Origin of the sequence: Streptomyces sp. Mut1 (assembly GCF_030719295.1) — a bacterium.
Classification (GTDB): domain Bacteria; phylum Actinomycetota; class Actinomycetes; order Streptomycetales; family Streptomycetaceae; genus Streptomyces; species Streptomyces castrisilvae.
Map to the genome: position 1 here is coordinate 1,238,169 of NZ_CP120997.1, position 25,091 is coordinate 1,263,259.

Annotated in this window: 26 protein-coding genes; 5 read left to right on the forward strand and 21 right to left on the reverse strand. The window is 70.5% G+C overall.

The window, feature by feature from the left end; genetic code table 11:
• Window positions 1–21 precede the first annotated feature (21 nt).
• Window positions 22–471, forward strand: a complete 450-nt coding sequence (locus P8A18_RS05110; RefSeq protein ID WP_199783888.1) for an SPW repeat protein — start codon at window positions 22–24, stop codon at window positions 469–471.
• Between the two features lie 117 nt (window positions 472–588).
• On the opposite strand, the gene P8A18_RS05115 is transcribed toward P8A18_RS05110, so the two are convergent.
• From P8A18_RS05115 to P8A18_RS05170, 12 genes are all read right to left on the reverse strand, one after another.
• Entirely contained in the window at window positions 589–3,423 is a 2,835-nt protein-coding gene (locus tag P8A18_RS05115; RefSeq protein ID WP_306060679.1) for a DEAD/DEAH box helicase, read from the reverse strand.
• 44 nt (window positions 3,424–3,467) lie between these two features.
• Entirely contained in the window at window positions 3,468–4,385 is a 918-nt protein-coding gene (locus P8A18_RS05120) for a diacylglycerol kinase (RefSeq protein WP_306052117.1), read from the reverse strand.
• A gap of 17 nt (window positions 4,386–4,402) precedes the next feature.
• Window positions 4,403–5,365 (reverse strand): twin-arginine translocase subunit TatC, encoded by a 963-nt coding sequence (gene tatC / locus P8A18_RS05125; protein ID WP_306052119.1) that lies wholly within the window; start codon window positions 5,363–5,365, stop codon window positions 4,403–4,405.
• A gap of 51 nt (window positions 5,366–5,416) precedes the next feature.
• Entirely contained in the window at window positions 5,417–5,704 is a 288-nt protein-coding gene (tatA, locus tag P8A18_RS05130) for a Sec-independent protein translocase subunit TatA (protein WP_026250455.1), read from the reverse strand.
• A 229-nt stretch (window positions 5,705–5,933) separates the two neighbouring features.
• Window positions 5,934–6,131: a hypothetical protein gene (locus P8A18_RS05135; RefSeq protein ID WP_306052121.1), complete on the reverse strand. Its 198-nt coding sequence runs from the start codon at window positions 6,129–6,131 to the stop codon at window positions 5,934–5,936.
• 57 nt (window positions 6,132–6,188) lie between these two features.
• Window positions 6,189–6,467, reverse strand: coding sequence for a hypothetical protein (locus P8A18_RS05140; protein ID WP_306052123.1), 279 nt, complete (start codon window positions 6,465–6,467; stop codon window positions 6,189–6,191).
• 18 nt (window positions 6,468–6,485) lie between these two features.
• Window positions 6,486–7,442 carry a helix-turn-helix transcriptional regulator gene (locus P8A18_RS05145; protein WP_306052125.1) on the reverse strand — a complete coding sequence of 319 codons (957 nt, stop codon included), beginning with the start codon at window positions 7,440–7,442 and terminating at the stop codon, window positions 6,486–6,488.
• 14 nt (window positions 7,443–7,456) lie between these two features.
• The gene (locus P8A18_RS05150) at window positions 7,457–8,410 is read right to left on the reverse strand and encodes a helix-turn-helix transcriptional regulator (RefSeq protein ID WP_018556157.1); all 954 of its coding nucleotides are present in this window, start codon (window positions 8,408–8,410) and stop codon (window positions 7,457–7,459) included.
• Window positions 8,411–8,523: 113 nt separating this feature from the next.
• Entirely contained in the window at window positions 8,524–8,898 is a 375-nt protein-coding gene (locus P8A18_RS05155; protein WP_306052127.1) for an FKBP-type peptidyl-prolyl cis-trans isomerase, read from the reverse strand.
• Window positions 8,899–8,941: 43 nt separating this feature from the next.
• Window positions 8,942–9,898: an FKBP-type peptidyl-prolyl cis-trans isomerase gene (locus tag P8A18_RS05160; RefSeq protein WP_306052129.1), complete on the reverse strand. Its 957-nt coding sequence runs from the start codon at window positions 9,896–9,898 to the stop codon at window positions 8,942–8,944.
• A gap of 148 nt (window positions 9,899–10,046) precedes the next feature.
• Window positions 10,047–11,408, reverse strand: coding sequence for a Pup--protein ligase (pafA, locus tag P8A18_RS05165; RefSeq protein WP_306052131.1), 1,362 nt, complete (start codon window positions 11,406–11,408; stop codon window positions 10,047–10,049).
• A 9-nt stretch (window positions 11,409–11,417) separates the two neighbouring features.
• A complete protein-coding gene (locus P8A18_RS05170; protein WP_306052133.1) occupies window positions 11,418–12,677 on the reverse strand; it encodes an MFS transporter in 1,260 nt (419 codons plus the stop codon).
• Window positions 12,678–12,807: 130 nt separating this feature from the next.
• Here P8A18_RS05170 and P8A18_RS05175 point away from each other — a divergent pair, with 130 nt between their 5' ends.
• Entirely contained in the window at window positions 12,808–13,845 is a 1,038-nt protein-coding gene (locus P8A18_RS05175) for a LacI family DNA-binding transcriptional regulator (protein WP_306052135.1), read from the forward strand.
• Between the two features lie 68 nt (window positions 13,846–13,913).
• On the opposite strand, the gene prcA is transcribed toward P8A18_RS05175, so the two are convergent.
• From prcA to arc, 6 genes are all read right to left on the reverse strand, one after another.
• On the reverse strand, window positions 13,914–14,759 hold the full coding sequence (gene prcA / locus P8A18_RS05180) for a proteasome subunit alpha (RefSeq protein ID WP_306052137.1): 846 nt from the start codon (window positions 14,757–14,759) through the stop codon (window positions 13,914–13,916).
• 59 nt (window positions 14,760–14,818) lie between these two features.
• The gene (gene prcB, locus P8A18_RS05185) at window positions 14,819–15,664 is read right to left on the reverse strand and encodes a proteasome subunit beta (protein ID WP_306052139.1); all 846 of its coding nucleotides are present in this window, start codon (window positions 15,662–15,664) and stop codon (window positions 14,819–14,821) included.
• Entirely contained in the window at window positions 15,616–15,870 is a 255-nt protein-coding gene (locus P8A18_RS05190; protein WP_306060682.1) for an endonuclease domain-containing protein, read from the reverse strand. Before P8A18_RS05190 ends, prcB begins: the two co-directional genes overlap by 49 nt.
• Window positions 15,871–15,901: 31 nt before the next feature.
• Window positions 15,902–16,120, reverse strand: a complete 219-nt coding sequence (locus P8A18_RS05195; RefSeq protein ID WP_306052141.1) for a ubiquitin-like protein Pup — start codon at window positions 16,118–16,120, stop codon at window positions 15,902–15,904.
• 121 nt (window positions 16,121–16,241) lie between these two features.
• Complete coding sequence (dop, locus tag P8A18_RS05200) at window positions 16,242–17,753, reverse strand: depupylase/deamidase Dop (RefSeq protein WP_306052143.1); 1,512 nt, start codon at window positions 17,751–17,753, stop codon at window positions 16,242–16,244.
• 238 nt (window positions 17,754–17,991) lie between these two features.
• Complete coding sequence (gene arc / locus P8A18_RS05205; protein WP_026250450.1) at window positions 17,992–19,758, reverse strand: proteasome ATPase; 1,767 nt, start codon at window positions 19,756–19,758, stop codon at window positions 17,992–17,994.
• A 241-nt stretch (window positions 19,759–19,999) separates the two neighbouring features.
• Here arc and P8A18_RS05210 point away from each other — a divergent pair, with 241 nt between their 5' ends.
• Window positions 20,000–20,311: a ferredoxin gene (locus P8A18_RS05210; RefSeq protein ID WP_306052145.1), complete on the forward strand. Its 312-nt coding sequence runs from the start codon at window positions 20,000–20,002 to the stop codon at window positions 20,309–20,311.
• Window positions 20,312–20,333: 22 nt separating this feature from the next.
• Here P8A18_RS05210 and P8A18_RS05215 read toward each other — a convergent pair whose 3' ends face one another.
• The 3 genes from P8A18_RS05215 to P8A18_RS05225 form a co-directional block, all read right to left on the reverse strand.
• Window positions 20,334–20,915, reverse strand: coding sequence for a hypothetical protein (locus P8A18_RS05215; protein WP_306052148.1), 582 nt, complete (start codon window positions 20,913–20,915; stop codon window positions 20,334–20,336).
• 234 nt (window positions 20,916–21,149) lie between these two features.
• Window positions 21,150–22,055 carry a tRNA (adenine-N1)-methyltransferase gene (locus P8A18_RS05220; protein WP_018556144.1) on the reverse strand — a complete coding sequence of 302 codons (906 nt, stop codon included), beginning with the start codon at window positions 22,053–22,055 and terminating at the stop codon, window positions 21,150–21,152.
• 61 nt (window positions 22,056–22,116) lie between these two features.
• Complete coding sequence (locus tag P8A18_RS05225; RefSeq protein ID WP_306052150.1) at window positions 22,117–23,367, reverse strand: site-2 protease family protein; 1,251 nt, start codon at window positions 23,365–23,367, stop codon at window positions 22,117–22,119.
• Between the two features lie 172 nt (window positions 23,368–23,539).
• Between P8A18_RS05225 and P8A18_RS05230 the strand changes: the two genes are divergently transcribed.
• Together P8A18_RS05230 and P8A18_RS05235 are read left to right on the forward strand one after the other, a co-directional pair.
• On the forward strand, window positions 23,540–24,385 hold the full coding sequence (locus P8A18_RS05230; RefSeq protein ID WP_371933761.1) for a RecB family exonuclease: 846 nt from the start codon (window positions 23,540–23,542) through the stop codon (window positions 24,383–24,385).
• A gap of 9 nt (window positions 24,386–24,394) precedes the next feature.
• On the forward strand, window positions 24,395–25,066 hold the full coding sequence (locus P8A18_RS05235) for a response regulator (RefSeq protein WP_018103734.1): 672 nt from the start codon (window positions 24,395–24,397) through the stop codon (window positions 25,064–25,066).
• Window positions 25,067–25,091 lie beyond the last annotated feature (25 nt).

Below are 25,091 nucleotides of genomic sequence, written 5' to 3' on the forward strand. Positions count from 1 at the left end.
GATCCGAAGGGGAACGAACTCATGTCAAACGTCTCGCATGCCGGCCACGACATGGCCGGACACCCCGATGTATCGGAAATGAGCGACCGCTACGCGCGCGTGATGGGCGGCCGCGACGTGGCGCTCGTGGACGCGCCGGTCTTCCTGGTCGGCCTGTACTGCGCCGTCTCCCCGTGGGTGCTGCACTTCACGACCTCGCAGTCCTCCCTGGTGACGCACAACCTGGTGATGGGTATCGCGATCGCCGTGCTCGGTCTCGGGTTCACCGCGATGCCGCAGCGGATGTACGGCCTGAGCTGGGCCATCGTCGCCATGGGTGCCTGGATGATCGTCTCGCCCTGGGTGGTGGGCAGCAGCCCGGACACGGGAGTCATCCTGAACAACGTCATCATCGGCGGACTGGCCGCCCTGCTGGGACTGGTATGCGCGGGCGCCTCGATGAAGATGAGCCGCAGTCGCCGACGGGGCTAGCCTCCCGCGACACACTCCCGGGGCACGGAGCCCCCGCACCTCCGCCGACCGGACCGCGTGTCCGGCCGGCGGCCGTGCGACGGGACCGGTGCGCGCCGGCCCGTCGCAGCCTCCCGGTCAGCCGAGGGAGCTGTACGCCACCACGCCCCGCAGCACCTCGTCCACCGCCTTGCGCGCGCTGCGCGCCACCGAGCTGTTCTCCCGCGGTGCGGCGGCCGCGACCTGGCCCAGCACGTCGATGACCTGCTTGCACCACCGTACGAAGTCGCCCGCGGGCATCTCCGCCTCCCGCAGGACCTCGTCCAGCGACCGGCCGGACGCCCACATGTGGACCGCCCAGGCGAAGCCGAGGTCCGGCTCGCGCTGCCCGACCCCCTCCGCCTGGTTGATCTTGAAGTCCTCCTCCAGGGCGTCGAGCCGCCCCCAGATCCGGACCATCTCGCCCATCGCGGTCTTCGCCGGACCGGACGGCAGCTTCGGCGCCACCGCATCGTCGGCCTGCCGCGCCTCGTACACCAGGGCGGAGACGCAGGCCGCGAGCTCGGCCGGGTTGAGCCCCTCCCAGACGCCCGCGCGCAGGCACTCGCTCGCCAGCAGGTCCAGCTCGCCGTAGAGCCGGGCCAGCCGCCTGCCGTGCTCGGTGACCTCGCTGCCGCGCAGGTAGTCCAGCTCGGTGAGCAGGGCCACGATCCGGTCGAAGGTGCGGGCGATCGTGTTGGTCCGGCCCTCGATGCGGCGCTCCAGCTGCCGGGTGTCGCGCTGAAGCCGGTGGTAGCGCTCGGCCCACCGGGCATGGTCCTCGCGCTCGTCGCACCCGTGACAGGGGTGGGCGCGCAGTTCGGTGCGCAGGCGCGCGATCTCACGGTCGTCGGCCGCGGGGGCGCGCCCCTTGCGGTGCCGGTCCGGGACGATGTGGCCGGCCTTGGTGCGCAGCGCGGACGCCAGATCGCGGCGCGACTGCGGGGAGCGCGGGTTGAACGACTTCGGGACCCGCATCCGCTCCACCGCCTCCACCGGGACCGGGAAGTCGATCGAGGCGAGCCGCTTGACCTGCCGCTCGGCGGTCAGCACCAGCGGCCGGGGGCCGTCGTGGTACTCCATGCCGCGGTGTCCGTGCCCGTTGGTCCGGCCGGCCGGGAGCCCGGGGTCGAGGACGAGCGCGAGACCGGCGAACTTGCCGGTCGGCACATGGATGACATCGCCGGGCCTGAGCTTCTCCAGGGACGCCGCTGCGGCGGCCCGCCGCTGCGTGGCGCCCTGCTTGGCCAGCTCCGTCTCCCGGTCCTTGAGGTCGCGGCGCAGCCGCGCGTACTCCTCGAAGTCCCCGAGGTGGCAGGTCATGCCCTCGCGGTAGCCCTCCAGGCCCTCCTCGTTCCTCTGGACCTGGCGGGAGATGCCGACGACCGACCGGTCCGCCTGGAACTGCGCGAACGAGGTCTCCAGCAGCTCGCGCGAACGGTGCCGCCCGAACTGGTGCACGAGGTTGACCGCCATGTTGTACGACGGGCGGAAGCTGGAGCGCAGCGGATACGTGCGTGTACCGGCGAGCCCGGCGAGGGCGCCCGGGTCCATGCCGCGCTGCCAGAGCACCACGGCGTGGCCCTCGACGTCGATCCCGCGCCGCCCGGCCCGGCCGGTCAGCTGGGTGTACTCGCCGGGGGTGATGTCGGCGTGCTGCTCGCCGTTCCACTTGACGAGCTTCTCCAGGACCACCGAGCGGGCGGGCATGTTGATGCCGAGCGCCAGCGTCTCCGTCGCGAAGACCGCCTTCACCAGGCCCCGGACGAACAGCTCCTCGACGATCTCCTTGAACCGGGGCAGCATCCCGGCGTGGTGCGCGGCGATGCCCCGCTCCAGGCCCTCCAGCCACTCGTAGTAGCCCAGGACATGCAGGTCCTCGGAGGGAATGGACGCCGTCCGCTCCTCCACGATCTCCCGCACCAGCCGGCGCTTGTCGTCGTCGTTGAGCCGGAGCCCGGCGTGCAGGCACTGCTGTACGGCGGCCTCGCAGGCGGCCCGGCTGAAGATGAACGTGATGGCGGGCAGCAGGCCCTCGGCGTCCAGCCGGTCGATGACCTCGGGGCGCGAAGGCGTCCAGATCCGGCTGCGCCGGCGGCGCTCGCGCTCGCGGTCGGCCTCGCGCACCATCTTGCCGCGCCGCCGTTCGCGCGGGTCGTATCCGCGCTGGTTCTCCATCCGGGCGAGCCGGACGAGGTCGGGGTTGACCTCGCGGCGGGTGACGCCCCGGCCGCCGTGGTCGCCCTCCTCCTCGAAGAGGTCGTACATCCGCCGGCCGGCCAGCACGTGCTGCCAGAGCGGCACGGGCCGGTGCTCGGAGACGATCACCTCGGTGTCGCCGCGCACGGTGTCCAGCCAGTCGCCGAACTCCTCGGCGTTGGACACGGTCGCCGACAGGGAGACCAGGGTGACGGACTCGGGCAGGTGGATGATCACTTCCTCCCACACCGCGCCCCGGAAGCGGTCGGAGAGGTAGTGCACCTCGTCCATCACCACGTACCCCAGGCCGTTCAGCGCCTGGGAACCCGCGTACAGCATGTTCCGCAGGACCTCGGTCGTCATCACGACCACCGGCGCGTCGGCGTTGACGCTGTTGTCACCGGTCAGCAGGCCGACCTTCCCGGCGCCGTAGCGCTTGACCAGGTCGGCGAACTTCTGGTTCGACAGGGCCTTGATCGGGGTGGTGTAGAAGCACTTGCGGCCCTGCTCCAGGGCGAGGTGCACGGCGAATTCGCCGACGATCGTCTTGCCCGAGCCGGTCGGGGCCGCGACGAGCACGCCCTTGCCGGCCTCCAGCGCCTGGCACGCCTCGATCTGGTACGGGTCGAGAGCGAAGTCGTACATCTCGCGGAACGGCCCGAGCGCGGTCGCCTGCTCGGCGGCCCGGAGCCGGGAAGCCTGGTATCGCTCAGCTGGTGAGAGGTCCTCTGTCATCTTGTCCACGAGCCTACCCGCCACCTCCGACAGTGACGCGATCTTTAATCGCCCGTGGAACGGGCCGGGGAAGCCGCCCCGAGCACCCGCACGGCCCGCGGCACGCAGGTGGCGGTCAGCGGCAGGCCGCCGAGGGGTTCGCCGTCCGCGTACGCGGTGATCCCGGCGGCCTCCAGCGTGATCGAGGAGACCCGGTGCACGCTCACGACGGGGTGGCTGAGGTGCGTCCCCTTGTACACCTGGGGGAAGACCTTGAGCAGCGTCGTACGGCTGCACTCGCCGACCACCGTCACGTCGAAGAGGCCGTCGTCCATGACCGCGTCCGCGCAGATGCGCATGCCGCCGCCGTAGGCCGTGCCGTTCCCGACGGCGATGAGAGTCGCCTCGATCTCGTGGGCGGGACCGTTGTCGAGGGTGATCCGGTACGTGATCGGCTTGAAGGCGGCCAGCTCGGCGAGGATCGCCAGGTCGTACTTGAACCGGCCGCCCACCCAGCGCATCCGGTTGCCCCGGTCGTTGACCCGGGAGTCGAAGCCGGAGGCGAGCACCGACCCGAACCACCGGTCCCCGACCCGGCCGAGGTCGATCTCGCGCACGGGCCCGCCCTTGAGCGCGTCGGCGACGACCCGGCCGGCCGCGGCGGGGTCGCGTATCGGCAGGTCCAGCGCGCGGGCGAAGTCGTTGCCCGTCCCCACGGCCACCACGCCGAGCGGGGTCGGCGTCCCGGCCACCGCCTGGAGGGCCAGGGACATCAGCCCGTCCCCGCCGACGGCTATCAGGGCGCCGGTCCCCTCCGCCACGGCATCGCGCGCTCTGCGCAGGGCGTCATCCGCGTCCTCGCCGAGGATGGTGCGTACGGAGAAGCCGGCGTCCCGCAAGGCGGAAGCGGCCGGCTGCGCGGCTCGCGCGCCCCGGCCGCGTCCTGCGGTGGGATTGACGAAGAGGGTGATCTCGCTGGTCACCCGGGGACCCTACAAGGTCAGGTGATGTCGTCGTAACCGTCGCGCAGCGAGGACCGCCCGCCGTCCCGTTCCCCGTCGGCCTGGCCGGGTACGGAGGGCGAGGACGACACGTGCTCCATGTCACCGATGGCCTCGGGGGTGAGGTCGAGCTGCGAGGCCTCGTCGTCGTCGAGTTCGGCGTCGGGGTTGTTGCGGCGCCTGCGCCGGTCGTTGGCCATGCAGATGCCGAGCGCGATGAAGTACAGCAGCACGATGGGCGCGGCCAGTGTGATCATCGTGAGCGGGTCGCCGGTCGGGGTCGCCACGGCGGCGAAGATCGTGATGCCCATGACCATGGCGCGCCACCAGGAGCCCAGCCGCTTGGCGGTGAGCACTCCGGTGAAGTTCAGCAGGATGAGCAGCAGCGGCAGCTCGAAGGCGAGGCCGAAGACGACCACCATGCGCGTGACGATGTTGAGGTAGTCGTCGACGGGCAGCAGGTTGGTCGTGTGCTCCGGGGTGAAGCCGAGCAGGACCTCCGCGGTCTTCGGCATCAGCAGGTAGGCGAGGGCGGCGCCCACCAGGAAGAGCGGCACACCGACGCCGACGAAGCCGAGCGCGTACCTCTTCTCGTGCTTGTGCAGACCCGGGGCGAGGAACGCCCACAGCTGGTAGAGCCAGACCGGAGTGGAGAACACCACCCCTGCCATGAGGGAGACCTTGAGGGCGATGGAGAACGGGGCGACGAGGCCGTTCACCGTCATCTCGGCGCACGGCCGGCCGTTGGCCTGGGTCTTCTCGCCGTTGGCGCAGCCGACCGACTCCAGGATGGGCTTGATCAGGAAGCTGATCAGCTCGTCGTAGAAGAAGGCGGTGATCGACGTGATGACGACGACCGCCAGGACCGCGATCAGCAGCCGGTTACGCAGCTCACGCAGGTGATCAGCGAGAGGCATCCGCCCCTCGCCGTCCTTCTCCTGCTTGCGGGCAGACTTGAGCAACCCACTTCCCTCGTCTCGTGCGGCAGCCGACGGGTCAGCCCGTCGACGCGATCAGCTCTGGGTGGTGGGCTTCGCTTCGCTCACCGGGCGGGAGCTCGTGACGTCGCCGGGCGCGGCCTGGATCGTGCGCGCGGTGGCCTGCTGGGCGGCCGGGTCGGCGGCGGCGTCCGTCGTGGCCGCCGGCTCGTCGTCCTTCTTCATGGCCTTGGCCTCGCTCTTGAGGATGCGGGCCGACTTGCCCAGCGAACGGGCCATGTCGGGAAGCTTCTTGGCGCCGAACAACAGCAGGATGACAGCGATGATCAGAACGATCTCTAGAGGCTTCAGATTGCCCATGATGTGCTTCCTTCTGGCTGAGGCGGCTGGAGGTGGGCTCGCTGCCCTGATGGCCGGATACACATCCGGCCAATGCGCTGGCAGCGATCGTAACCCGCGGGAGTAAACGCGGGGCAATGCCCGTGCATACTTTCGATAGCGGCCCGCACCTCCCTGCCTGGGCCGTCAGCAGCAGCGTACCCTCCGGGCCTCCGAAACAGGAGGCCGCGTTCCGCGCGGCCGCCCGGCCCCGCTACGGCAGCGATTTCCCGGTGGACGCGAGGCGGGTGGCCGCGTGCTCCAGGTCCTCGGCGGCCCGGTTGATGCGTTCCGTGGTGCGGGTCACCTGGTGGCCGAGGCGCTGGGCCTCGACGAACACCTTGATGGCCAGCACGCCGAGCACGGCGATCCCGAGGAATCCCAGGGCGATGGCGAGCATGGGCCAGAACATGCGCAGAGCCTCGACTTGTCTCGTGTCCGAAGGCCCCAGGACGTCTCGGAGGACGTCTCAGGGACCGGTGTGCAGGCGCAGCGTCCGCACGCCGCCGTCCATGAGGAGTTCCACTATCCGCTCCCCCGCCGGCTTGCGGACGCCGGCGGCGCACTCCGGGCAGGTGAAGGAGTAGAACGTGGTGCGGCTGGTGGCGCCGATCACGAGCCGGAACTCCGCCGCCGCCAGCTCGGACCGCGCACGGCAGTCGGGGCAGGCCGCCCTGAAGCGCGCCGACTCCGGCACCGTGACGGTCGGCACGCCGGCGAGACCCGGCACCACGGACAGGTTGCCCATATCTCCTCAGCCGTCCCTTCAGGCCGCGCCGTCGTAGGCCGCGAGCGCCGCACGGGCCGCGCGCCGCGCGCTCTCGGCCAGCTCCGGGGGCGAGACGATACGCCCCTCCCGGCCGAGCCGGAGCGCCAGCCTGCGCAGCGACGCCGGGTCGGGGGTGCGCAGGGTGATCCGCAGGCCCCCGTCGGACAGCTCATCGGCCCGGTCGTGCGGGTAGTACTCGGCGACCCAGCGCCCGCCGGGGCCCACCTCGATCACGACTTCCGGGTCCTCGGCGGCCGGCTGGACCAGGCCCTCGGACAGGTCCCGCAGCTCCAGCTCGGGCGGCGCCGCCGGTTCGTCCAGCAGCCGGATCTCGGCGACCCGGTCGAGCCGGAAGGTGCGCCGGTCCTCGGAGGAGCGGCACCACGCCTCCATATAGGTGTGCCCGACGGCGAACAGCCGGATCGGGTCCACCTCGCGCTCGGTCAGCTCGTCACGGGCGGGCGAGTAGTAGCGCAGCCACAGCCGGCGCCGCTCCGAGATCGCCCGGTCCACCTCGGCGAAGACCCCGCCCTCGGACTCGAAGGTGACCGAGAGCCGGGAGCTGGCCGCGCCGACCTCTCCGGCGGCCGCCTCCAGCTTGGCGGTGGCGCGCAGCAGCGCCTGGCGGTCGCTCTCCCGCAGACCCGGCAGGGTCGCCACGGCGCGGGCGGCGACCAGCAGGGCCGTCGCCTCGTCGGCCGCGAGCCGCAGCGGTTCGGCGACGTCGTCCGCGTTGTGCCACCAGATCCGGTCGCCGTCGGTGTCGATGTCCAGCAGGTCACCGCCCCGGAAGCTGGTCCCGCACATGGGCAGCACGTCGAGGTCGGAGATCAGCTCGTCCTCGGTGATCCCGAAGGCCCGCGCGACGTCCTGGACGTGCGCGCCGGGGCGCTCGCGCAGATACGTCACCAGCGAGAGCATCCGGCGGGTCTGGTCGATGGCGTTCGTGGCCATGATTTCGGGTCCCCTCAGTCCTTGGCCACGGCGCGCAGCCGGTCCACCACGTCGGCCCGCAGGTCCGCGGGTCCTGTGACGACGACGTCCGGGCCGAACTCGACGAGCCAGGCGTCCAGACCGTGTCCGTACGGGATCTCCAACTCCTCCCACCCATCACCGAGTTCCCGGACCGATATCGCGCGGGCGCGCAGCGGGTAGCCGGAGTCGGCCCGCAGCCTGATCAGCGCGGTGCGGGTCGCGGTCTCCCCCGCCCAGCTCTCCACGGTCTCGCGGACGGTGACCACGTCGGGCACCTCGGCGGTGAAGGCTCCGGCCCGGGAGCGGACCCTGCCGGTGATCCGGGAGAGCCGGAAGACGCGCTCGGCGCCCCGCTCGCGGTCCCAGCCGGCCAGATACCAGTGGCCGCGCCAGCACTCCAGCGTCCAGGGCTCGACCTGGCGCTGCTCGGGCTGGGCGGCGTTGGCCTTGCGGTAGTCGAAGGTCACCGGGCGGCGGTCGCGGCAGGCCAGCATCAGGGGTTCGAACGCGGCCTCGTGGACGGGGATACGCGGTTCGAGGGCGCTGTGCACCTCGTAGGCCTCCCCGGTCTCGGGCATGCCGGCGGCCCGCAGCTTCTGGAGCGCGCCGCTGGCCGCGCCGGCGAGCCGGGCCTGCTGCCAGACCTTGGCGGCCAGGCCGAGCGCGGCGGCCTCCTCGGCGTCCAGGGTGATCGGGGGCAGCCGGTTGCTGTCGCGGCGGGCCAGATAGCCGGTGTCGCCGTCCAGGTTCTCCACGGTCTCGATGACGAGACCGAGCTCGCGCAGATCGTCCTTGTCGCGCTCGAACATCCGGTTGAAGGCGTCGTCGGAACCGGCTTCGAGGTAGGCCTCGATGGAACCGCGCAGTTCGCGCTTGCTGAGCGGGCGCCTGGTCCCCAGCAGACACAGCGCCAGGTTCATCAGCCGCTCGGCCTTGGCAATCGCCATCGACGCCCTCTCTGTTGTGCTCTACGACGCTCGACCGTACCGCCCCGGAGTGTCCGGACAAAAGCGAGGGCCCGCGCCTTGCGGCACGGGCCCTCGGAGCGCGGGTCGCGGGATCAGACGGCGACCAGGTCGCAGACGAAGATCAGCGTCTCGCCCGGGGCGATCGTGCCGCCGCCGGCGCCGCGGTCGCCGTACGCGAGGTGCGCGGGGATGGTCAGCTGGCGGCGGCCGCCGACCTTCATGCCCTGCACGCCCTTGTCCCAGCCCGCGATGACCTGTCCGGCACCGAGCTGGAACTGCAGCGGCTTGCCGCGGTTCCACGAGGCGTCGAACTCCTCGCCGGTGGAGAAGGCGACACCCACGTAGTGGACGGAGACGGTCTGGCCGGCCTTGGCCTCCGCGCCCTCGCCCTCCCAGATGTCCTTGATCTCCAGGTCGGCCGGCGGCTCGCCACCCGGGAAGTCGATCTCGGGCTTGTCGATGCTCACTGACTTGCTCCTCTTACTGATGAACTGGGCAACCGGGACAGTCTTACATCTTCGCCAGGATGTCCACGGCGAACACCAGCGTGGAGTTGGCCGGGATCGACTGCTGCTCCTTGTCGCCGAGGCCCTGGTCCGGCGGCACGACGAGGAGGACACGGCTGCCGACCTTCTTGCCGACCATGCCGTCCTTGAGCCCCTTGAGGGTGACCTGGGCCAGCGGGAAGGTGGCCGTCTTGCCCGTGGTGTACGTGTTGTCGAACTCCTTGCCGTCCTTCCAGAGCTTGGCCACGTAGTTCACGACGACCGTGTCGGTGTCCTTGACCACGTCGCCCTTGGACTCCAGGACGTAGTTGGAGACCAGCTTCTTCGGCGGGTCGACCTTGCTGGGGATGGTCAGGCTCGGCGCCTTCCCGTCCGTCTCGGTGCCCACCTTCGGCAGGTCGATGTTGTCCTGGGCGACGGGGGTGCCCTTGGCGGACGCCGGGATCTGCTTCGCCTTCAGGATGTCGACGACGAAGACGAGGGTGGCGTTCCCCTTGATGTCGCCCTGGCCCTGGGCGCCGTAACCGAGGTCCGGCGGAATGACGAGCTGGACCCTGCTGCCGACCTTCTGGCCGATCAGGCCCTTCTCCCAGCCCTGGATAACCATGCCGGCGCCGAGCGTCAGGTCGAACGGCTGCTTGCGGTCGAAGCTGTTGTCGAACGGCTTGGTGGAGTCCCACTCCTGGCCGAGGTAGTTGACCTGGGTCACGTCGCCGTTCTTGAGCTTCGCGCCGTCGCCCTCACTGATGACCTTGGTCTTCAGCTCCTTGGGCGGCGTTCCCGTGCCCTTGGCCAGGGTGGGCTTCTCGCCGAACTTCGCGCCCGCGGTGATGGCGGGGAAACCGCCCTTGGAGGGGGCGGACGCGGAGGCGGAAGCGGAGTCGGAGCCCTTGTCGTCGCTGCCACAGGCCGCTGACAACAGCAGCAGGGGGACGACGAGAAGGCCGGCAAGTCGGCGCACTGGTTCCTCAGATCTCAGACGGCATATGTGGGGGACACGCGCCCCGGAGCTTCCGGGACCCCGCCACTCTAGGCCGTGCGAAGGGCCCCGTACGAGGAACGTACGGGGCCCGAGTCGCCGCCGGTGCCGGGGTGTGTCCCGCGCCGGCTCACATACCCGCGATCAGCTTCTCCACCCGGTCGTCCACCGAACGGAACGGGTCCTTGCACAGGACCGTGCGCTGAGCCTGGTCGTTGAGCTTGAGGTGGACCCAGTCGACGGTGAAGTCCCGCCGCTGCTCCTGGGCCCGCCGGATGAAGTCGCCGCGCAGCCGCGCCCTGGTCGTCTGCGGGGGCACCGACTTGCCCTCGAAGATCTTCAGGTCGTTGCACACACGGGCGGCCTGCCCCTTGCGCTCCAGCAGGTAGTACAGCCCCCGCCGGCGGTGGATGTCGTGGTAGGCGAGGTCTATCTGGGCGACCCGCGGATTCGACATGGTCATGTTGTGCTTGGCCCGGTACCGCTCGATGAGCTTGTACTTCATGACCCAGTCGATCTCGGTCTCGATCCGGCCGAGGTCCTCCGCCTCGATCGCGTCGAGCGTGCGCCCCCACAGTTCGAGGACCCGCGCCACGTTGCCCGTGCGGATGCCGCGGCGGTCGACGAAGTCCACGGCCTTCTCGTAGTACTCGCGCTGCACCTCTATGGCGGACGCCTCGCGGCCACTGGCGAGGCGGACCTTGCGCTGCCCGGTGGTGTCGTGGCTGACCTCGCGGATCGCCCGGATCGGGTTCTCCAGGGTCAGGTCACGCATCACCGTGCCCGCCTCGATCATGCGGAGCACCAGGTCGGTGGCGCCGACCTTGAGCAGCATGGTCGTCTCGGACATGTTGGAGTCACCGACGATGACGTGGAGGCGGCGGTAGCGCTCCGCGTCCGCGTGCGGCTCGTCGCGGGTGTTGATGATCGGCCGGGAACGCGTCGTCGCGGAGCTGACGCCCTCCCAGATGTGCTCGGCACGCTGGCTGACGCAGTAGACCGCGCCCCTCGGGGTCTGCAGCACCTTGCCGGCGCCGCAGATCAGCTGCCTGGTGACGAGGAAGGGAATGAGGATGTCCGCGAGGCGCGAGAATTCTCCGTGCCGGGCCACGAGGTAGTTCTCGTGGCATCCGTAGGAGTTTCCCGCCGAGTCGGTGTTGTTCTTGAAGAGATAGACGTCGCCGGCGATTCCCTCCTCGTGCAGGCGGCGTTCGGCATCGACGAGCAGGCCTTCGAGAATGCGCTCGCCGGCCTTGTCGTGTGTGACCAGTTCGGTCAGGTTGTCGCATTCGGGGGTTGCATATTCCGGATGCGATCCCACGTCGAGGTAGAGGCGGGCGCCGTTCCGCAGAAAGACATTGCTGCTGCGGCCCCATGACACAACACGGCGGAAGAGGTAGCGCGCCACTTCATCAGGAGACAGTCGGCGCTGTCCCCTGAACGTGCACGTGACGCCGTACTCGTTCTCCAGCCCGAAAATGCGGCGGTCCATGACTGAACATTACGCCTGATGGCCCGAGCTGAAACCGGGTTCGACGGCACCGTTTCGATCATTTTCCGATCCTCGCACCGCTACGGCCGTGCGGGCGGGAGCTGCGAGGACCTTTCCGGTGGCCAGGAGAACGGCCAGCGCGGCCACTCCACCGGCCCCCGCGACGGCGAAGCTCCAGGCGGTCCCGCCCAGCTCCACCGCCGGGCCGGCCACCGCCGTCCCCGCGGCCGCGCCCACCCCGAAGGTGGTCACGAGCCACGAGAACGCCTCCGTCACCGTGCCGCGCGGGGCGTGCCGGTCGACGACGATGAAGGAGCACGCGATGGCCGGCGCGAGGAACACCCCGGCGACGGCGGCCAGCGCGGTCATCGCGGCCACTCCCGGCGTCAGCATCAGCGGCAGGTAGCCGAGCGCGAGCAGCGCCACGATCACCCGCAGCCGGCGCTCCGGCGCCCCGGCCCACTGCCGCGCCCCGTACACCAGCCCGCCGATCAGCGCGCCGAGCCCCAGGGCGGCCATCAGCCAGCCGTAGACGGACTCCCGGCCGTGGTCGTCGGCGTACGCGATGCCCGCCACGGTGATGGAGCCCAGCGCCAGCCCGACGAAGAAGAACGAGCCGAGCAGCGCCAGCAGACCGGGCGAGCGCAGCGCGCCCAGCCAGTGCGCCTCGCGCGGGGCCGAGCGCCAGGTCCGGGAGGGCTCGGAGAGCACGACGGACAGGGCGCCGAGTACGCCGATCGCGTTGATGACGAGCAGGGCCGCGGCCGGTGACCAGAGGGCGACCAGGAGCGTCACGAGGAGCGGTCCGGCCGTGAACATGATCTCCTGGGCGACCGCGTCCATGGCATAGGCCCGGTGCACCCGGTCCTCGCGGCCCAGCACGCTCGGCCACAGGGCCCGCAGGCCGCCCTCCAGCGGCGGGGTGAAGACACCGGCCACGGCCACCGCCGCGTAGGCGAGCGGGAGGAGGCCGATGCCCGCCACGGCGAGCACGGCCATGCCGAGGGCGGACAGGACGGCGGCGGGCAACTGGACGCGCGGCTGCCCGTACAGGTCCACCGCGCGGCCCAGCAGCGGCTGTCCGGCCGCCGTGCCCAGTCCGTAGACCGCGGCGAGCGCGCCCGCGAGCGTGTAGCTGCCGCCCTCGGCGCGGATGAACAGGACGATCGCGATGTTGGCGGTGCCGTTGGGCAGCCGGCCCACCAGGGTGCCCGTCAGCAGCCGGGCGGCGTGCCGCGCCCTGAGGATGTCCAGATATCCCGCGGCCATGTCCCGCCCCTCTCCCCCGGAAGCCCGTTCGGGCGGCGAGGTTTTACGTATAACTCCCGGGTTCATACGTACCATGAGCCCGTCCTCAGGTCCACCGCACGGGCCTGCTCCGACCGGCCCGGAGGCCCGCGTGACCAGCCCAGCTTTGCCCGGCCCGCCCCGGCCCACCAGCCGCGACGTGGCGCGGGCCGCAGGCGTCTCCCAGGCCACGGTCTCCCTGGTCCTCGGCGAGAAATGGCGGGGCAGGGTCTCCGAGACCACCGCCGCACGGGTGCGCGACACCGCCCGCGGCCTCGGCTACCGGCCCAACCTCGCCGCCCGCAATCTGCGCCTGGGCCGCACCCGGACGGCCCTCCTGGTCGTCCCCGCCCTCACCAACGAGTTCTTCGCCCGGGTCTACACCGGCGCCGCCGCGGTCGCCGCCGAGCACGGCTTCGGGGTCGTCCTCTACCCCTCGCCCGACGGCACGGGCCCGGCCCGCGACCCCTTCCCCTCGGCACGCGCCGCGCTGGACGGGGTCATCGCCTCGTCCATGGCCGCCGACGCGCTCGACGCCCTGCACGGCGCGAACGTCCCGCTGGTGATGCTGGACAGCGACCCCTCGGCGCCGGGCCCCGCCGCCCGGGTCAACCTCGACATCGCCGACGGGATGCGCCAGGTGGCCCGCCACCTGCTCGCCCTCGGCCACCGCCGCTTCCTCCACCTCGCGTCGGCCGTCGACACCTGGACGTTCACGGCCCGCGCCGGCGCCCTGCACACGGCGCTGCGCGAGGTCCCGGGCACCGAGGTGCGCACCGCGTCCGCCGCGCTGGACGTACGGGCGGGGCGCGAGGCGGCGGAGCACGCGCTGACGCTTCCGGGCCCCCGGCCCACCGCGGTCGTGTGCGACGACGACATCCTGGCGGCGGGTGCCTGCAAGGCCGCCCGCCGGCTCGGGCTGCGCGTGCCGGACGACCTCTCGGTCACCGGCTTCGACGATCTGGCCCTGGCCACGGCCGTGGAGCCGGAACTGACCACCGTGCAACTGCCCGCCGAACAGGTCGGCGAGCGCGGCATGGCCGCCCTGCTGGCCGTCCTGGCCGGCCGGCAGGCCCAGCCGGGCAGCCTGCCGGTGCGGCTGGTCGTCCGGGGCTCATCGGCCCCGCCGCCCGGCCTTCCGACCGCATGACGGAGCCCCGGCCCGCCCGGAAAGGGCGGACCGGGGCCGGAGCGTCGCCGCGAGGGCGGAGCGAACCGCTACTCCACGTCCCCGCCGGAATCGGTGGTGTCGGTCGCACCCTTCGCGCCCTTGGCGCTCTTCGGGTCCGCCGTGGCCGTGGGGGTGTCCGCGCCGTCGCCGTCCTCCGTGTCGGACGGGGCGTCCGTCGGCGTCGAGGCCGAGGCGTCCGCCTCCAGCAGCCGGGCCAGTTGCCGACCGACGATCCGCTTGAACTTGCGCTGCTGCGGCCTCGTACGGTCCAGGACCGCGACCTCCAGCCGCTCGGCGGGGATCTCCCGCTCGCTGCCGTTGGGGTCGCGGGACAGCGCCTGCACGGCCAGCTTCAGCGCCTCGGCGAGCGACATCCCGTCACGGTGGCGCTGATCCAGGAACGTACTGATCTGTTCCGCGTTGCCGCCGACCGCGACCGAGCCGTGCTCGTCCACGATCGAGCCGTCGTGCGGCAGCCGGTAGATCTGGTCGCCCTCCGGCTCCGAGCCGACCTCGGCGACCACCAGTTCCACTTCGTACGGTTTCTCGGCCGCACTGGAGAAAATGGTGCCGAGCGTCTGCGCGTAGACGTTCGCCAGTCCACGCGCGGTCACATCGTCACGGTCATAGGTGTATCCACGCAGATCCGCATAGCGCACTCCGCCGATGCGGAGGTTCTCGTACTCGTTGTACTTACCGGCCGCGGCAAAACCGATCCGGTCATAGATCTCGCTGAACTTGTGCAGCGCACGGGACGGGTTCTCGCCGACGAACACAATTCCGTCGGCGTACTGCAGCACAACCAGGCTGCGACCACGGGCGATGCCCTTCCGGGCGTATTCCGCCCGGTCGGCCATGGCCTGCTGAGGTGAGACATAGAACGGCGTCGACACCGGCTATCCGTCCCTTTCTGTCAGTGGCAGGAGCATCAGAGAGGCCTGGATACGAACGCTCAGAGCAGCGCGGCGCGCGGGCCGTCGGGCTGTTCCAGGCGGCGTTCCAGAATCGCGCGCGCGATCTCGGCGGAATCCGCCTCGGTCAGCCGCCGGAAGCCCTCGTCGGTGATGACGGTGACGATCGGGTAGATCCGCCGGGCCACGTCCGGGCCGCCGGTCGCCGAGTCGTCGTCCGCCGCGTCGTACAGCGCCTGGACGACCAGCGTGAGCGCCTGCTCCTCCGTCAGGTCCTCGCGGTAGAGCTTCTTCATCGAGCCACGCGCGAAGATCGAGCCGGAGCCGGTGGAGGCGTACCCGTGCTCCTCGGAACGCCCGCCGGTGACGTCGTAGCTGAAGATCCGCCCGCGCCCCCGGTCGACGTCGAAGCCGGCGAAGAGCGGGACGACGGCCAGACCCTGCATGGCCATCGCCAGATTGCTGCGGATCATCGTGGAGAGCCGGTTCGCCTTGCCCTCCAGGGAGAGCTGGGCGCCTTCCACCTTCTCGAAGTGCTCCAGCTCCAGCTGGAAGAGCTTGACCATCTCCACGGCGAGACCGGCCGTACCGGCGATACCCACCGCCGAGTACTCGTCGGCCGGGAAGACCTTCTCGATGTCGCGCTGCGCGATCATGTTGCCCATGGTGGCCCGCCGGTCACCGGCGAGTACGACCCCGCCGGGGAAGGTGGCCGCCACGATCGTCGTGCCGTGGGGGGCCTCGATGGCCCCCTTCATGGGCGGCGTCTGCCGGTTGCCCGGCAGCATCCCGGGCGCCTGGTCGGACAGGAAGTCCATGAAGGAGGACGACCCCGGCGTCAGGAAGGCAGCTGGTAGACGCCCGGTGCTACGAGTGTTGGCTTCCACGCGTTTCCCTCCAGGTATGCGATGGCCCTGCGCAAGGCGTCAGGATCATCTCCCAACTTGCCGATGGCCGAATTGCAGTTGCAGCACAGTACGCCCCGGACCCTACCCGCCCGGCGGCAGTGATCCACATATGAGGCGGGGGCAATCGGACCGGTCGCCCGGTCCCTGCCCGCGGCGTGCGATGCGGGCGTCCGCCCGCACCGCACACACCTGCCGCCGGCTCCGGCGCCGGGCCGGCTACTCCCCGCCCTTCTGAACAAACGACCTCACGAAATCCTCGGCGTTGGCCTCGAGCACGTCGTCGATCTCGTCGAGGACGTCGTCCACGTCGTCGCTCAGCTTCTCCTGGCGCTCCTTGAGGTCTTCGGAGCCCTGCGCGTCCTGCGCCTGCTCCTCGACGTCCTCGGTGGAACGCGTCGCCTTCTGCTGTCCGCCGCCGGTGTCCTTGGTCGCCATTTAGCTCACCCCGCTCGGTTCGAAAGCACTTGATCAGACCCTACCCATGGGGTCCGACATTGGCCCGGTACTTGTCTCAACGTCCGGAGGTCATCGGAATGATTCCCAGCCGGGAGCCCTTTCAGCCGCCCGACAGGACCTGGACCAGTTCCTGAGCCGTACGGCACCGGTCCAGAAGGCCCTGCACGTGTTCGCGGGTACCGCGCAGCGGCTCCATCGTGGGCACGCGCTGCAACGAGTCCTGGCCCGGCAGGTCGAAGATGACCGAGTCCCAGGAGGCCGCGGCGACGTCGTCCGCGTACTGTTCGAGGCAGCGGCCACGGAAGTACGCCCTGGTGTCCTCCGGCGGCGCCGTACGGGCCCGCTGGACCTCGTTCTCGTCGAGCAGGCGTTTCATCCGCCCCCGGGCGACCAGACGGTTGTACAGGCCCTTGTCGGGGCGCACGTCGGCGTACTGGAGGTCCACCAGATGCAGGCGTGCCGCGTCCCAGTCCAGGCCGTCACGGCGCCGGTAGCCCTCCATGAGCTGGCGCTTGGCGACCCAGTCCAGCTCGCCGGCCAGGCTCATCGGATCGTTCTCCAGCCGGTTGAGGGTGTCCTCCCACCGGCCGAGGACGTCCTTGGTCTGCTCGTCCGCGTCCTGGCCGTACCGCTCCTCGACGTATTTGCGGGCCAGCTCGAAGTACTCCATCTGCAACTGCACCGCGGTGAGTGTCCGGCCGCTGCGCAGCGTGATCAGCTGCCGGAGCTCCGGGTCGTGGGAGACCTGGTGCAGGGTGCGCACCGGCTGGTCCACGGCCAGATCGACGTTGATGAAGCCGTCCTCGATCATGGACAGGATCAGCGAGGTGGTGCCCAGCTTGAGGTAGGTGGAGATCTCCGAGAGGTTCGCGTCGCCGATGATCACGTGCAGGCGGCGGTACTTCTCGGCGTCGGAGTGCGGCTCGTCGCGGGTGTTGATGATCGGGCGCTTCAGCGTGGTCTCCAGGCCGACCTCGACCTCGAAGTAGTCCGCGCGCTGGCTGAGCTGGAAGCCGTGCTCGTGGCCGTCCTGGCCGATTCCGACCCGTCCGGCGCCGGTGACCACCTGCCGTGAGACGAAGAACGGCGTCAGGTGCCGCACGATGTCCGAGAACGGGGTCTCCCGCTTCATCAGGTAGTTCTCGTGCGTGCCGTAGGAGGCGCCCTTGTTGTCGGTGTTGTTCTTGTAGAGGTGGATGGGCTGGGCACCCGGCAGCTGGGCCGCGCGCTCGGCGGCCTCGGCCATGATCCGCTCGCCGGCCTTGTCCCACAGGACCGCGTCCCTGGGGTTGGTGATCTCCGGGGAGCTGTACTCGGGGTGTGCGTGGTCGACGTAGAGCCGGGCCCCGTTGGTGAGGATCACATTGGCCAGGCCGATGTCCTCGTCCGTGAGCTGGCTGGAGTCGGCTGTCTCGCGGGCGAGGTCGAAGCCTCGCGCGTCCCGCAGCGGATTCTCCTCCTCGAAGTCCCAGCGGGCGCGCCGCGCCCGGTGCATCGCCGCCGCGTAGGCGTTGACGATCTGGGACGAGGTGAGCATGGCATTGGCGTTGGGGTGTCCCGGTACGGAGATCCCGTACTCGGTCTCGATGCCCATTACTCGCCGTACGGTCATGCGGCCCTCCTTGCCCGGCGGCGCTCCCTTCCGGGGCGGCGCTCAAGTACCGCTGCTTCTTCGGTGCGTGCGCGGTCCGCCCGTGCCGCGCTGCGTGAACGGGCGGTACGCCAGAGCCTAGAACGCCTCTGTGCCGGTGGGGAGATCAATTGCGTCGACATTGCCGCGGTGTCGCCGCGGCTGTCCGGAAAGCAACGGGCTGCGGATGCCCGGCGGGCATCCGCAGCCGGTACGCCTTCTACAGGTACTGCCCGGTGTTCGCCACCGTATCGATGGAGCGGCCGGTGTCCGCGCCCTGCTTTCCGGTGACGAGCGTGCGGATGAAGACGATCCGCTCGCCCTTCTTGCCGGAGATGCGGGCCCAGTCGTCCGGGTTGGTGGTGTTCGGCAGGTCCTCGTTCTCCTTGAACTCGTCCACGCACGCCTGGAGGAGGTGGGAGACGCGAAGGCCCTTCTGGCCCTGGTCGAGGAAGGCCTTGATGGCCATCTTCTTGGCCCGGTCGACGATGTTCTGGATCATCGCGCCGGAGTTGAAGTCCTTGAAGTACAGGACTTCCTTGTCGCCGTTGGCGTACGTGACTTCGAGGAAGCGGTTCTCCTCGGACTCGGTGTACATCCGTTCCACGACCGACTGGATCATGGCGTGGGCGGCGGCTTCCTTGGAGCCGGTGTGCTCGGCCAGGTCGTCCGAGTGCAGCGGCAGGGAGGGGGTGAGGTACTTCGCGAAGATGTCCTTCGCGGCCTCCGCGTCCGGACGCTCGATCTTGATCTTCACATCGAGCCGGCCGGGGCGCAGGATCGCGGGGTCGATCATGTCCTCGCGGTTGGAGGCGCCGATGACGATGACGTTCTCCAGGCCCTCGACGCCGTCGATCTCGGCGAGCAGCTGGGGGACGATGGTGTTCTCCACGTCCGAGCTGACGCCCGATCCACGGGTGCGGAAGAGGGACTCCATCTCGTCGAAGAAGACAATGACGGGGGTGCCTTCGCTCGCCTTCTCGCGGGCACGCTGGAAGACCAGGCGGATGTGGCGCTCGGTCTCGCCGACGTACTTGTTGAGGAGTTCGGGGCCCTTGATGTTGAGGAAGTAGCTCTTTCCGGCGGGCTGGCCGGTGACCTCCGCGACCTTCTTCGCAAGGGAGTTGGCGACGGCCTTGGCGATGAGCGTCTTGCCGCAGCCGGGCGGACCGTAGAGCAGGATGCCCTTCGGCGGGCGCAGCTCGTGCTCGCGGAAGAGGTCGGGGTGGAGATAGGGAAGTTCGACGGCGTCGCGGATCAGTTCGATCTGGTCGCCCAGGCCGCCGATCTTGTCGTAGTCGATGTCCGGTACTTCTTCGAGGACGAGTTCCTCGACCTCGCTCTTGGGAACGACTTCGTAGACGTAGCCGGACCTGGGTTCGAGCAGCAGGGCGTCGCCGGGGCGGATGGTGATGTCCAGCAGAGGCTCGGCGAGCCTCACCACCCTCTCCTCGTCGGTGTGCCCGATGACCAGGGCGCGTTCGCCGTCCTCAAGGATCTCCTTGAGGGTGACGATGTCGCCGGCCCGCTCGAATTCCATGGCGTCGACCACGTTGAGCGCTTCGTTGAGCATGACTTCCTGGCCGCGCCGGAGGTCTTCGAGCTCGACGCTGGGACTGACGTTCACCCGGAGCTTGCGGCCCCCGGTGAAGATGTCGCAGGTGCCGTCCTCGTTGGCCTGCAGGAACACGCCGAAGCCGGCCGGTGGCTGTGCGAGCCGGTCGACCTCCTCCTTGAGGGCCACGATCTGGTCGCGGGCCTCGCGCAGCGTGCCGGCGAGCCGTTCGTTCTGGGCGGACACGCCTGCGAGGTTGGTCTGCAACTCGACGATCCGCTCTTCGAGAATCCTCGTATGCCGCGGAGAGTCGGCGAGCTTACGTCGCAGGACGGCGATTTCCTGCTCAAGATAGGCGACCTGGCCGGCTGGGTCTTCGGACCCCCGGCCGGGCCGGGTGCCGCGGTTGATGTCGTCGTCGTGGGCTGCCACGGTCCTCACCTCCTCCAAGGGGAGCTGGACGCTTCCTGACCCTACCTGGGTGGGTGGTGATTGAAACCCCTAGATCACAAAGACTGTGGGGTGTGTCCGATCTTCACCCTTGCGCTCTCCCTCGTCACAGGTGAATACCCACCGTTCAACATCGGAAAGCCGCCGGTTGTATCGTCGAAGCGTTCAACACCCGTCAGGGTCGGCATTTTCCGGTCCGGATACGCAGGAAACGGCAGGCGACATGACCGCGCGGCAGGACGCTCCCACCAAGGGCGAGGGGCAGGACCTTGAGGTCTGGATCGACCAGGACCTCTGCACGGGGGACGGGATCTGCGTGCAGTACGCGCCCGAGGTGTTCGAGCTGGACATCGACGGTCTGGCGTACGTGAAGAGCGACGAGGACGAGCTGCTCCAGGACAAGGGCGCGACCACGCCGGTGCCGCTGCCGCTGTTGCAGGACGTCGTCGACTCGGCGAAGGAGTGTCCGGGCGACTGCATTCATGTGCGGCGCGTTTCGGACAGGGTCGAGGTCTACGGGCCCGAGGCGGCCTGATCCGCGGCTGCCGGGCGGGGGGTCAGATGCCCTCGTCGGAGGGTTCGGCGGTCTGGCTGGTGCGGACGAAGGCGCCGTTCTGCCACTGCCAGGTCACCTTCTCCTGCTGGTCGGGGCAGCAGGAGGGCACGGAGGACGAGGAGTAGCCGAGGAGCGTGGCGGAGATGACGCGGTCGCGGACCGTGAAGTCGCCGACGCTCAGTTGCTGGGCGGGGTCCACCAGGGTCGCGACGATCCTGGGTGTGGCCCCGCTTCCCTGTGTGAGGACGTAGACGCCGCTGGGCGGGGTGCCGGCTCCGGCGGTGCAGTGGACGACGGCGACGGTCTCGGGCCGGTCGTCGCCGTCGAGGTCGCCGGGGGCCTGTTTGACCACGGTGGTGCCGGCCCCGCCGCAGTCGAGCGGGAAGGACGCCCTCGCCGGGTCGGGCGCGGCGGCCGGGGCGGTCGCGTGGGTGGTGGGGTGGGGTGTCGAGGCCGAGGCGCGTGCGCCGGGCTGGAGCAGACCGGCCGCGGCGACGACGGCGGCCATGGCGGCCGCTGTGGCGAACCAGTGCATGGGCCTGGTGTCGGTGTGCGCGAGGTCCGGGAGTTCGGAGGGCTGCACGCGGGATGTCTCCTGTGGTTCCTGTGGTGCGGGATGCCGGATGAGGCGGTGCCGCCGCCTCGGCGTCGGCGGTGCGGGGTGGCCAGCATCGTGCCACACCTCACACGGCAGCGGAACGGTGGGGTGGGAAGGCCGGCGGCCTCCCGCAGCGGTCCGGGGAGCGAAAGGGCGCCGCCGCCGAGCCCCGGGTCGGTCCGGGAACTCGGCGGCGGCGCCGGTGCGTTGCGCGGGAGGTCAGTCGCGGGCGGAGCCGCTCTGGCTGCCGGGTCCGTCGTAGTCCTCGCCGTAGGCGCCCTTGGAGGGGCGGCGGCGGCGGGCCGGGGCCTGGACGCCGTCGGCGAGCCTGCGGGCGGTGACGAGGAAGCCGGTGTGGCCGATCATGCGGTGGTCCGGGCGGACGGCGAGACCCTCGACGTGCCAGTTGCGGATCATCGACTCCCAGGGCTGCGGTTCGGCGAAGCAGCCGATCTCGCGGATGGACTCGACCGTCCGGGAGAGCTGGGTGGTGGTGGCGACGTACGCGCAGAGGATGCCGCCGGGGACGAGCGCCTTGGAGACGGCCTCCAGGCATTCCCAGGGGGCCAGCATGTCCAGCACGACGCGGTCCACGTCGGTGTCCGTGAGGTTGTCCTGGAGGTCGCCGACCGTGAGCTGCCAGGCCGGGTGGGGGCTGCCGAAGTAGCGCTCGACGTTCTGCTGGGCGATCTCGGCGAAGTCCTCGCGGCGCTCGTAGGAGTGCAGCATGCCCTGTTCGCCGATGGCGCGGAGCAGGAAGGTGGAGAGCGCGCCCGAGCCGACGCCCGCTTCCACGACGCGGGCGCCGGGGAAGATGTCGCCGAAGGCGAGGACCTGCCCCGCGTCCTTCGGGTAGACCACGGCGGCGCCGCGGGGCATGGACAGGACGTAGTCGGGGAGCAGGGGGCGCAGCGCGAGGTAGGCGACGTTTCCCGTGGTACGGACCACACTGCCCTCGGGAGCACCGATCAGCTCGTCGTGCGAGAAAGAACCCTTGTGGGTGTGGAAGTTCTTTCCGGCTTCGAGCGTGAAGGTGTAGTGGCGTCCCTTGGGATCGGTGAGCTGGACCTGGTCCCCGACCTTGAAGGGCCCGCGTCGGCGGGCGGCACCGGTCGGTTCAGACATGTGACCAGCGTACCGGTGTTTCGGGGGCCGCCGACCGCCCGTCCGTACAGGCGTGCGGGTGTCAGGCGGCGGGGCGGGCCATGGCGGCCACGAAGGCCCGTTCGACGTCGGCGGTGGAGAGCACGCCGTAGATCTCTCCGGTCTCCTCCACGACGAGGTACTCGGTGGCGGGGGTGGCCTTGAGGCGGTCCAGGAGGGCTTCGCCGGCGAGTTCGGCGGAGACCTTCATGCCGTCGGTGAGGTCCTGGGCGAGGCCGCTGACGGCGACCCAGGGGCGGCGGTGTTCGGGGATGCCGACGATGGCGGTCTCGCGGACGAGGGCCTTGGGCGCGCCCGTGCCGTCCACGACGACGAGGGCGCGGGCGCCCGCCTCGTTGGCGCGGCGCAGGGCCTCGGAGAGCGGGGTGGCGGCCTCGACGGGGACGGCGCGCCGGGTGAGGCTGCGGGCGCGCAGGTCGGGGAGGTGTTCGCGGAGCCGGGCCATGCGCAGGCTGTTGCCCGCGCCGGTCCAGATGATGGCGGCGAGGATCGCGGCGAGCAGGGCGTCGGTGACGGTTTCCATGCCGCTGATCTCGCCGGGGTCGTTGCCGAGGGCCCCGGTGCGGGTGAGCAGCGGCAGGCCGACGAGGGTGATGACGGCGAGGGCGCGGCCGACCCAGGCGGCGGCGACGGTGCCGCTCATCGGCTTGCCGGTGATCTTCCAGACGACGGCCCTGAGCATGCGGCCGCCGTCGAGCGGGAGTCCGGGCAGGAGGTTGAAGGCGGCGACGATGAGGTTGGAGATCATCAGGCCGCCGAGCAGGACGGCGGGGACGGTACCGCGCTCGACGAAGAGCAGCGGTACGTAGAAGACGCCGGCCAGGACGAGGGAGAGCAGCGGGCCCACGAAGGCGAGGACGAATTCGCGGCCGGGGGTCTCGGACTCCTTCTCGATCTCGGAGACGCCGCCGAAGAACTGGAGCTGGATGCGGCGGACCGGGAGCTTGTAGTGCAGGGCGGCGACCGTGTGCGCGAGTTCGTGCACGAGTACGGAGGCGTAGAAGGCGACCGCGAAGAAGAGCGCGACCAGGTAGCGGACGGCGCCGAGGTCGGGCAGGACCCGGTCGAGCTGGCCGCCGAAGACCCAGGTGATCAGGGCCGCCACCACGAACCAGCTGGGGGCGACGTAGACGGGCACGCCGAAGGGGCGGCCCATGAGGATGCCGCCTCCCGGATCCTCCCGGCGTCGGGGCGTGCCCTTGCCGGGGTCGTCGCCGGGGCCCGCTCCCCCTGGGCCGGGCTGCGGCCGCCGGCTGTCGCCGCTCTCGTCCACGAGGTCCCTTCGGTTCGGTGCCTTTCGGCACGATGATGCAGTGTTCGAGGGTCTGTGGTCGATGGTATGCCGGTTGGTGTCAGTGGCGGGTCGTAGGGTCTTCGTCATGACCTCCGTTCCGCCGCAGCCGCAGCCGCCCTCGTCGCTTTCTCCGTCGCGGGCGAGTGACTTCATGCAGTGCCCCCTGCTGTACCGCTTCCGGGTCATCGACAAGCTGCCCCAGAAGCCCAGTGAGGCCGCTACCCGGGGGACGCTGGTCCATGCGGTGCTGGAGCGGCTGTTCGACAATCCGGCGGCGGAGCGCACGCCCGGCCGGGCGACGTCGCTGGTTCCGGGGCAGTGGGACCGGCTGCTGGAGTCGAAGCCGGAGCTCTCGGAGCTCTTCGCGGAGGATCCGGAGGGCGAGCGGCTCGCGCGGTGGCTGGCGCAGGCGGAGCGGCTGGTGGAGCGCTGGTTCTCGCTGGAGGACCCGACGCGGCTCGAACCGGCGGAGCGCGAGCTGTTCGTGGAGACGGAGCTGGAGTCGGGGCTGCGGCTGCGCGGGGTGATCGACCGGATCGATGTGGCGCCGACGGGCGAGGTCCGGATCGTCGACTACAAGACGGGGAAGGCGCCGCGTCCGGAGTACGCGGAGGGTGCCCTGTTCCAGATGAAGTTCTACGCCCTGGTCGTGTGGCGGCTGAAGGGTGTGGTGCCGCGCCGGCTCCAGCTGGTCTATCTGGGCAGCGGTGACGTGATGACGTACGACCCGGTCGTGGCGGATCTGGAGCGGGTGGAGCGCAAGCTGCTGGCGCTGTGGGAGGCGATCTCGCTGGCCACGCGGACGGGCGAGTGGCGGCCGCGGCCGACGAAGCTGTGCGGCTGGTGTGATCACCAGGCGCTCTGTCCCGAATTCGGGGGGACTCCCCCGGTCTATCCGCTGACCGTGCGCCCGGCGGATACGGCGGAGGATGACCAGGGCAGAATGGACCCGGTCCGGGCTGAGGCCGGCCGGCCTGTGGCCCTTGACGGGCATTGAGGAGATCTGGTGGCAATCCGCGTCCTTCTGGTCGACGACCAACCGCTGCTGCGCACCGGCTTCCGGATGATTCTGGAGGCCGAGGGCGATCTGGCGGTGGTGGGCGAGGCCGGTGACGGCCTCCAGGCTCTCGACCAGGTGCGTGCGCTCCAGCCCGATGTGGTGCTGATGGACATCCGGATGCCGCGGATGGACGGCGTCGAGGCGACCCGCCAGATCACCGGTCCCGGCCGGGACGGTCCGGCCAAGGTGCTGGTGCTGACCACGTTCGACCTCGACGAGTACGTGGTGGAGGCGCTGCGGGCCGGTGCCAGCGGCTTCCTGCTGAAGGACGCGCCGGCCGATGAGCTGGTGCAGGCCATCAGGGTGGTGGCGGGCGGCGAGGCGATGCTCGCCCCGAGCGTGACGCGCCGCCTCCTGGACAAGTACGCGGACCACCTGCCGTCCGGCGAGGAGCCGGTGCCGGACACGCTGCACACGCTGACGGACCGCGAGGTGGAGGTCCTGAAGCTGGTGGCGCGCGGCCTGTCGAACGCGGAGATCGCCGCCGACCTGTTCGTCAGCGAGACGACGGTGAAGACGCATGTGGGCCATGTGCTGACGAAGCTGGGGCTGCGCGACCGCGTGCAGGCCGCGGTGTACGCGTACGAGAGCGGTCTGGTGCGCCCCGGCGCCCAGTGAGGCGGGGGCCGCGGGGGCTCGGCGG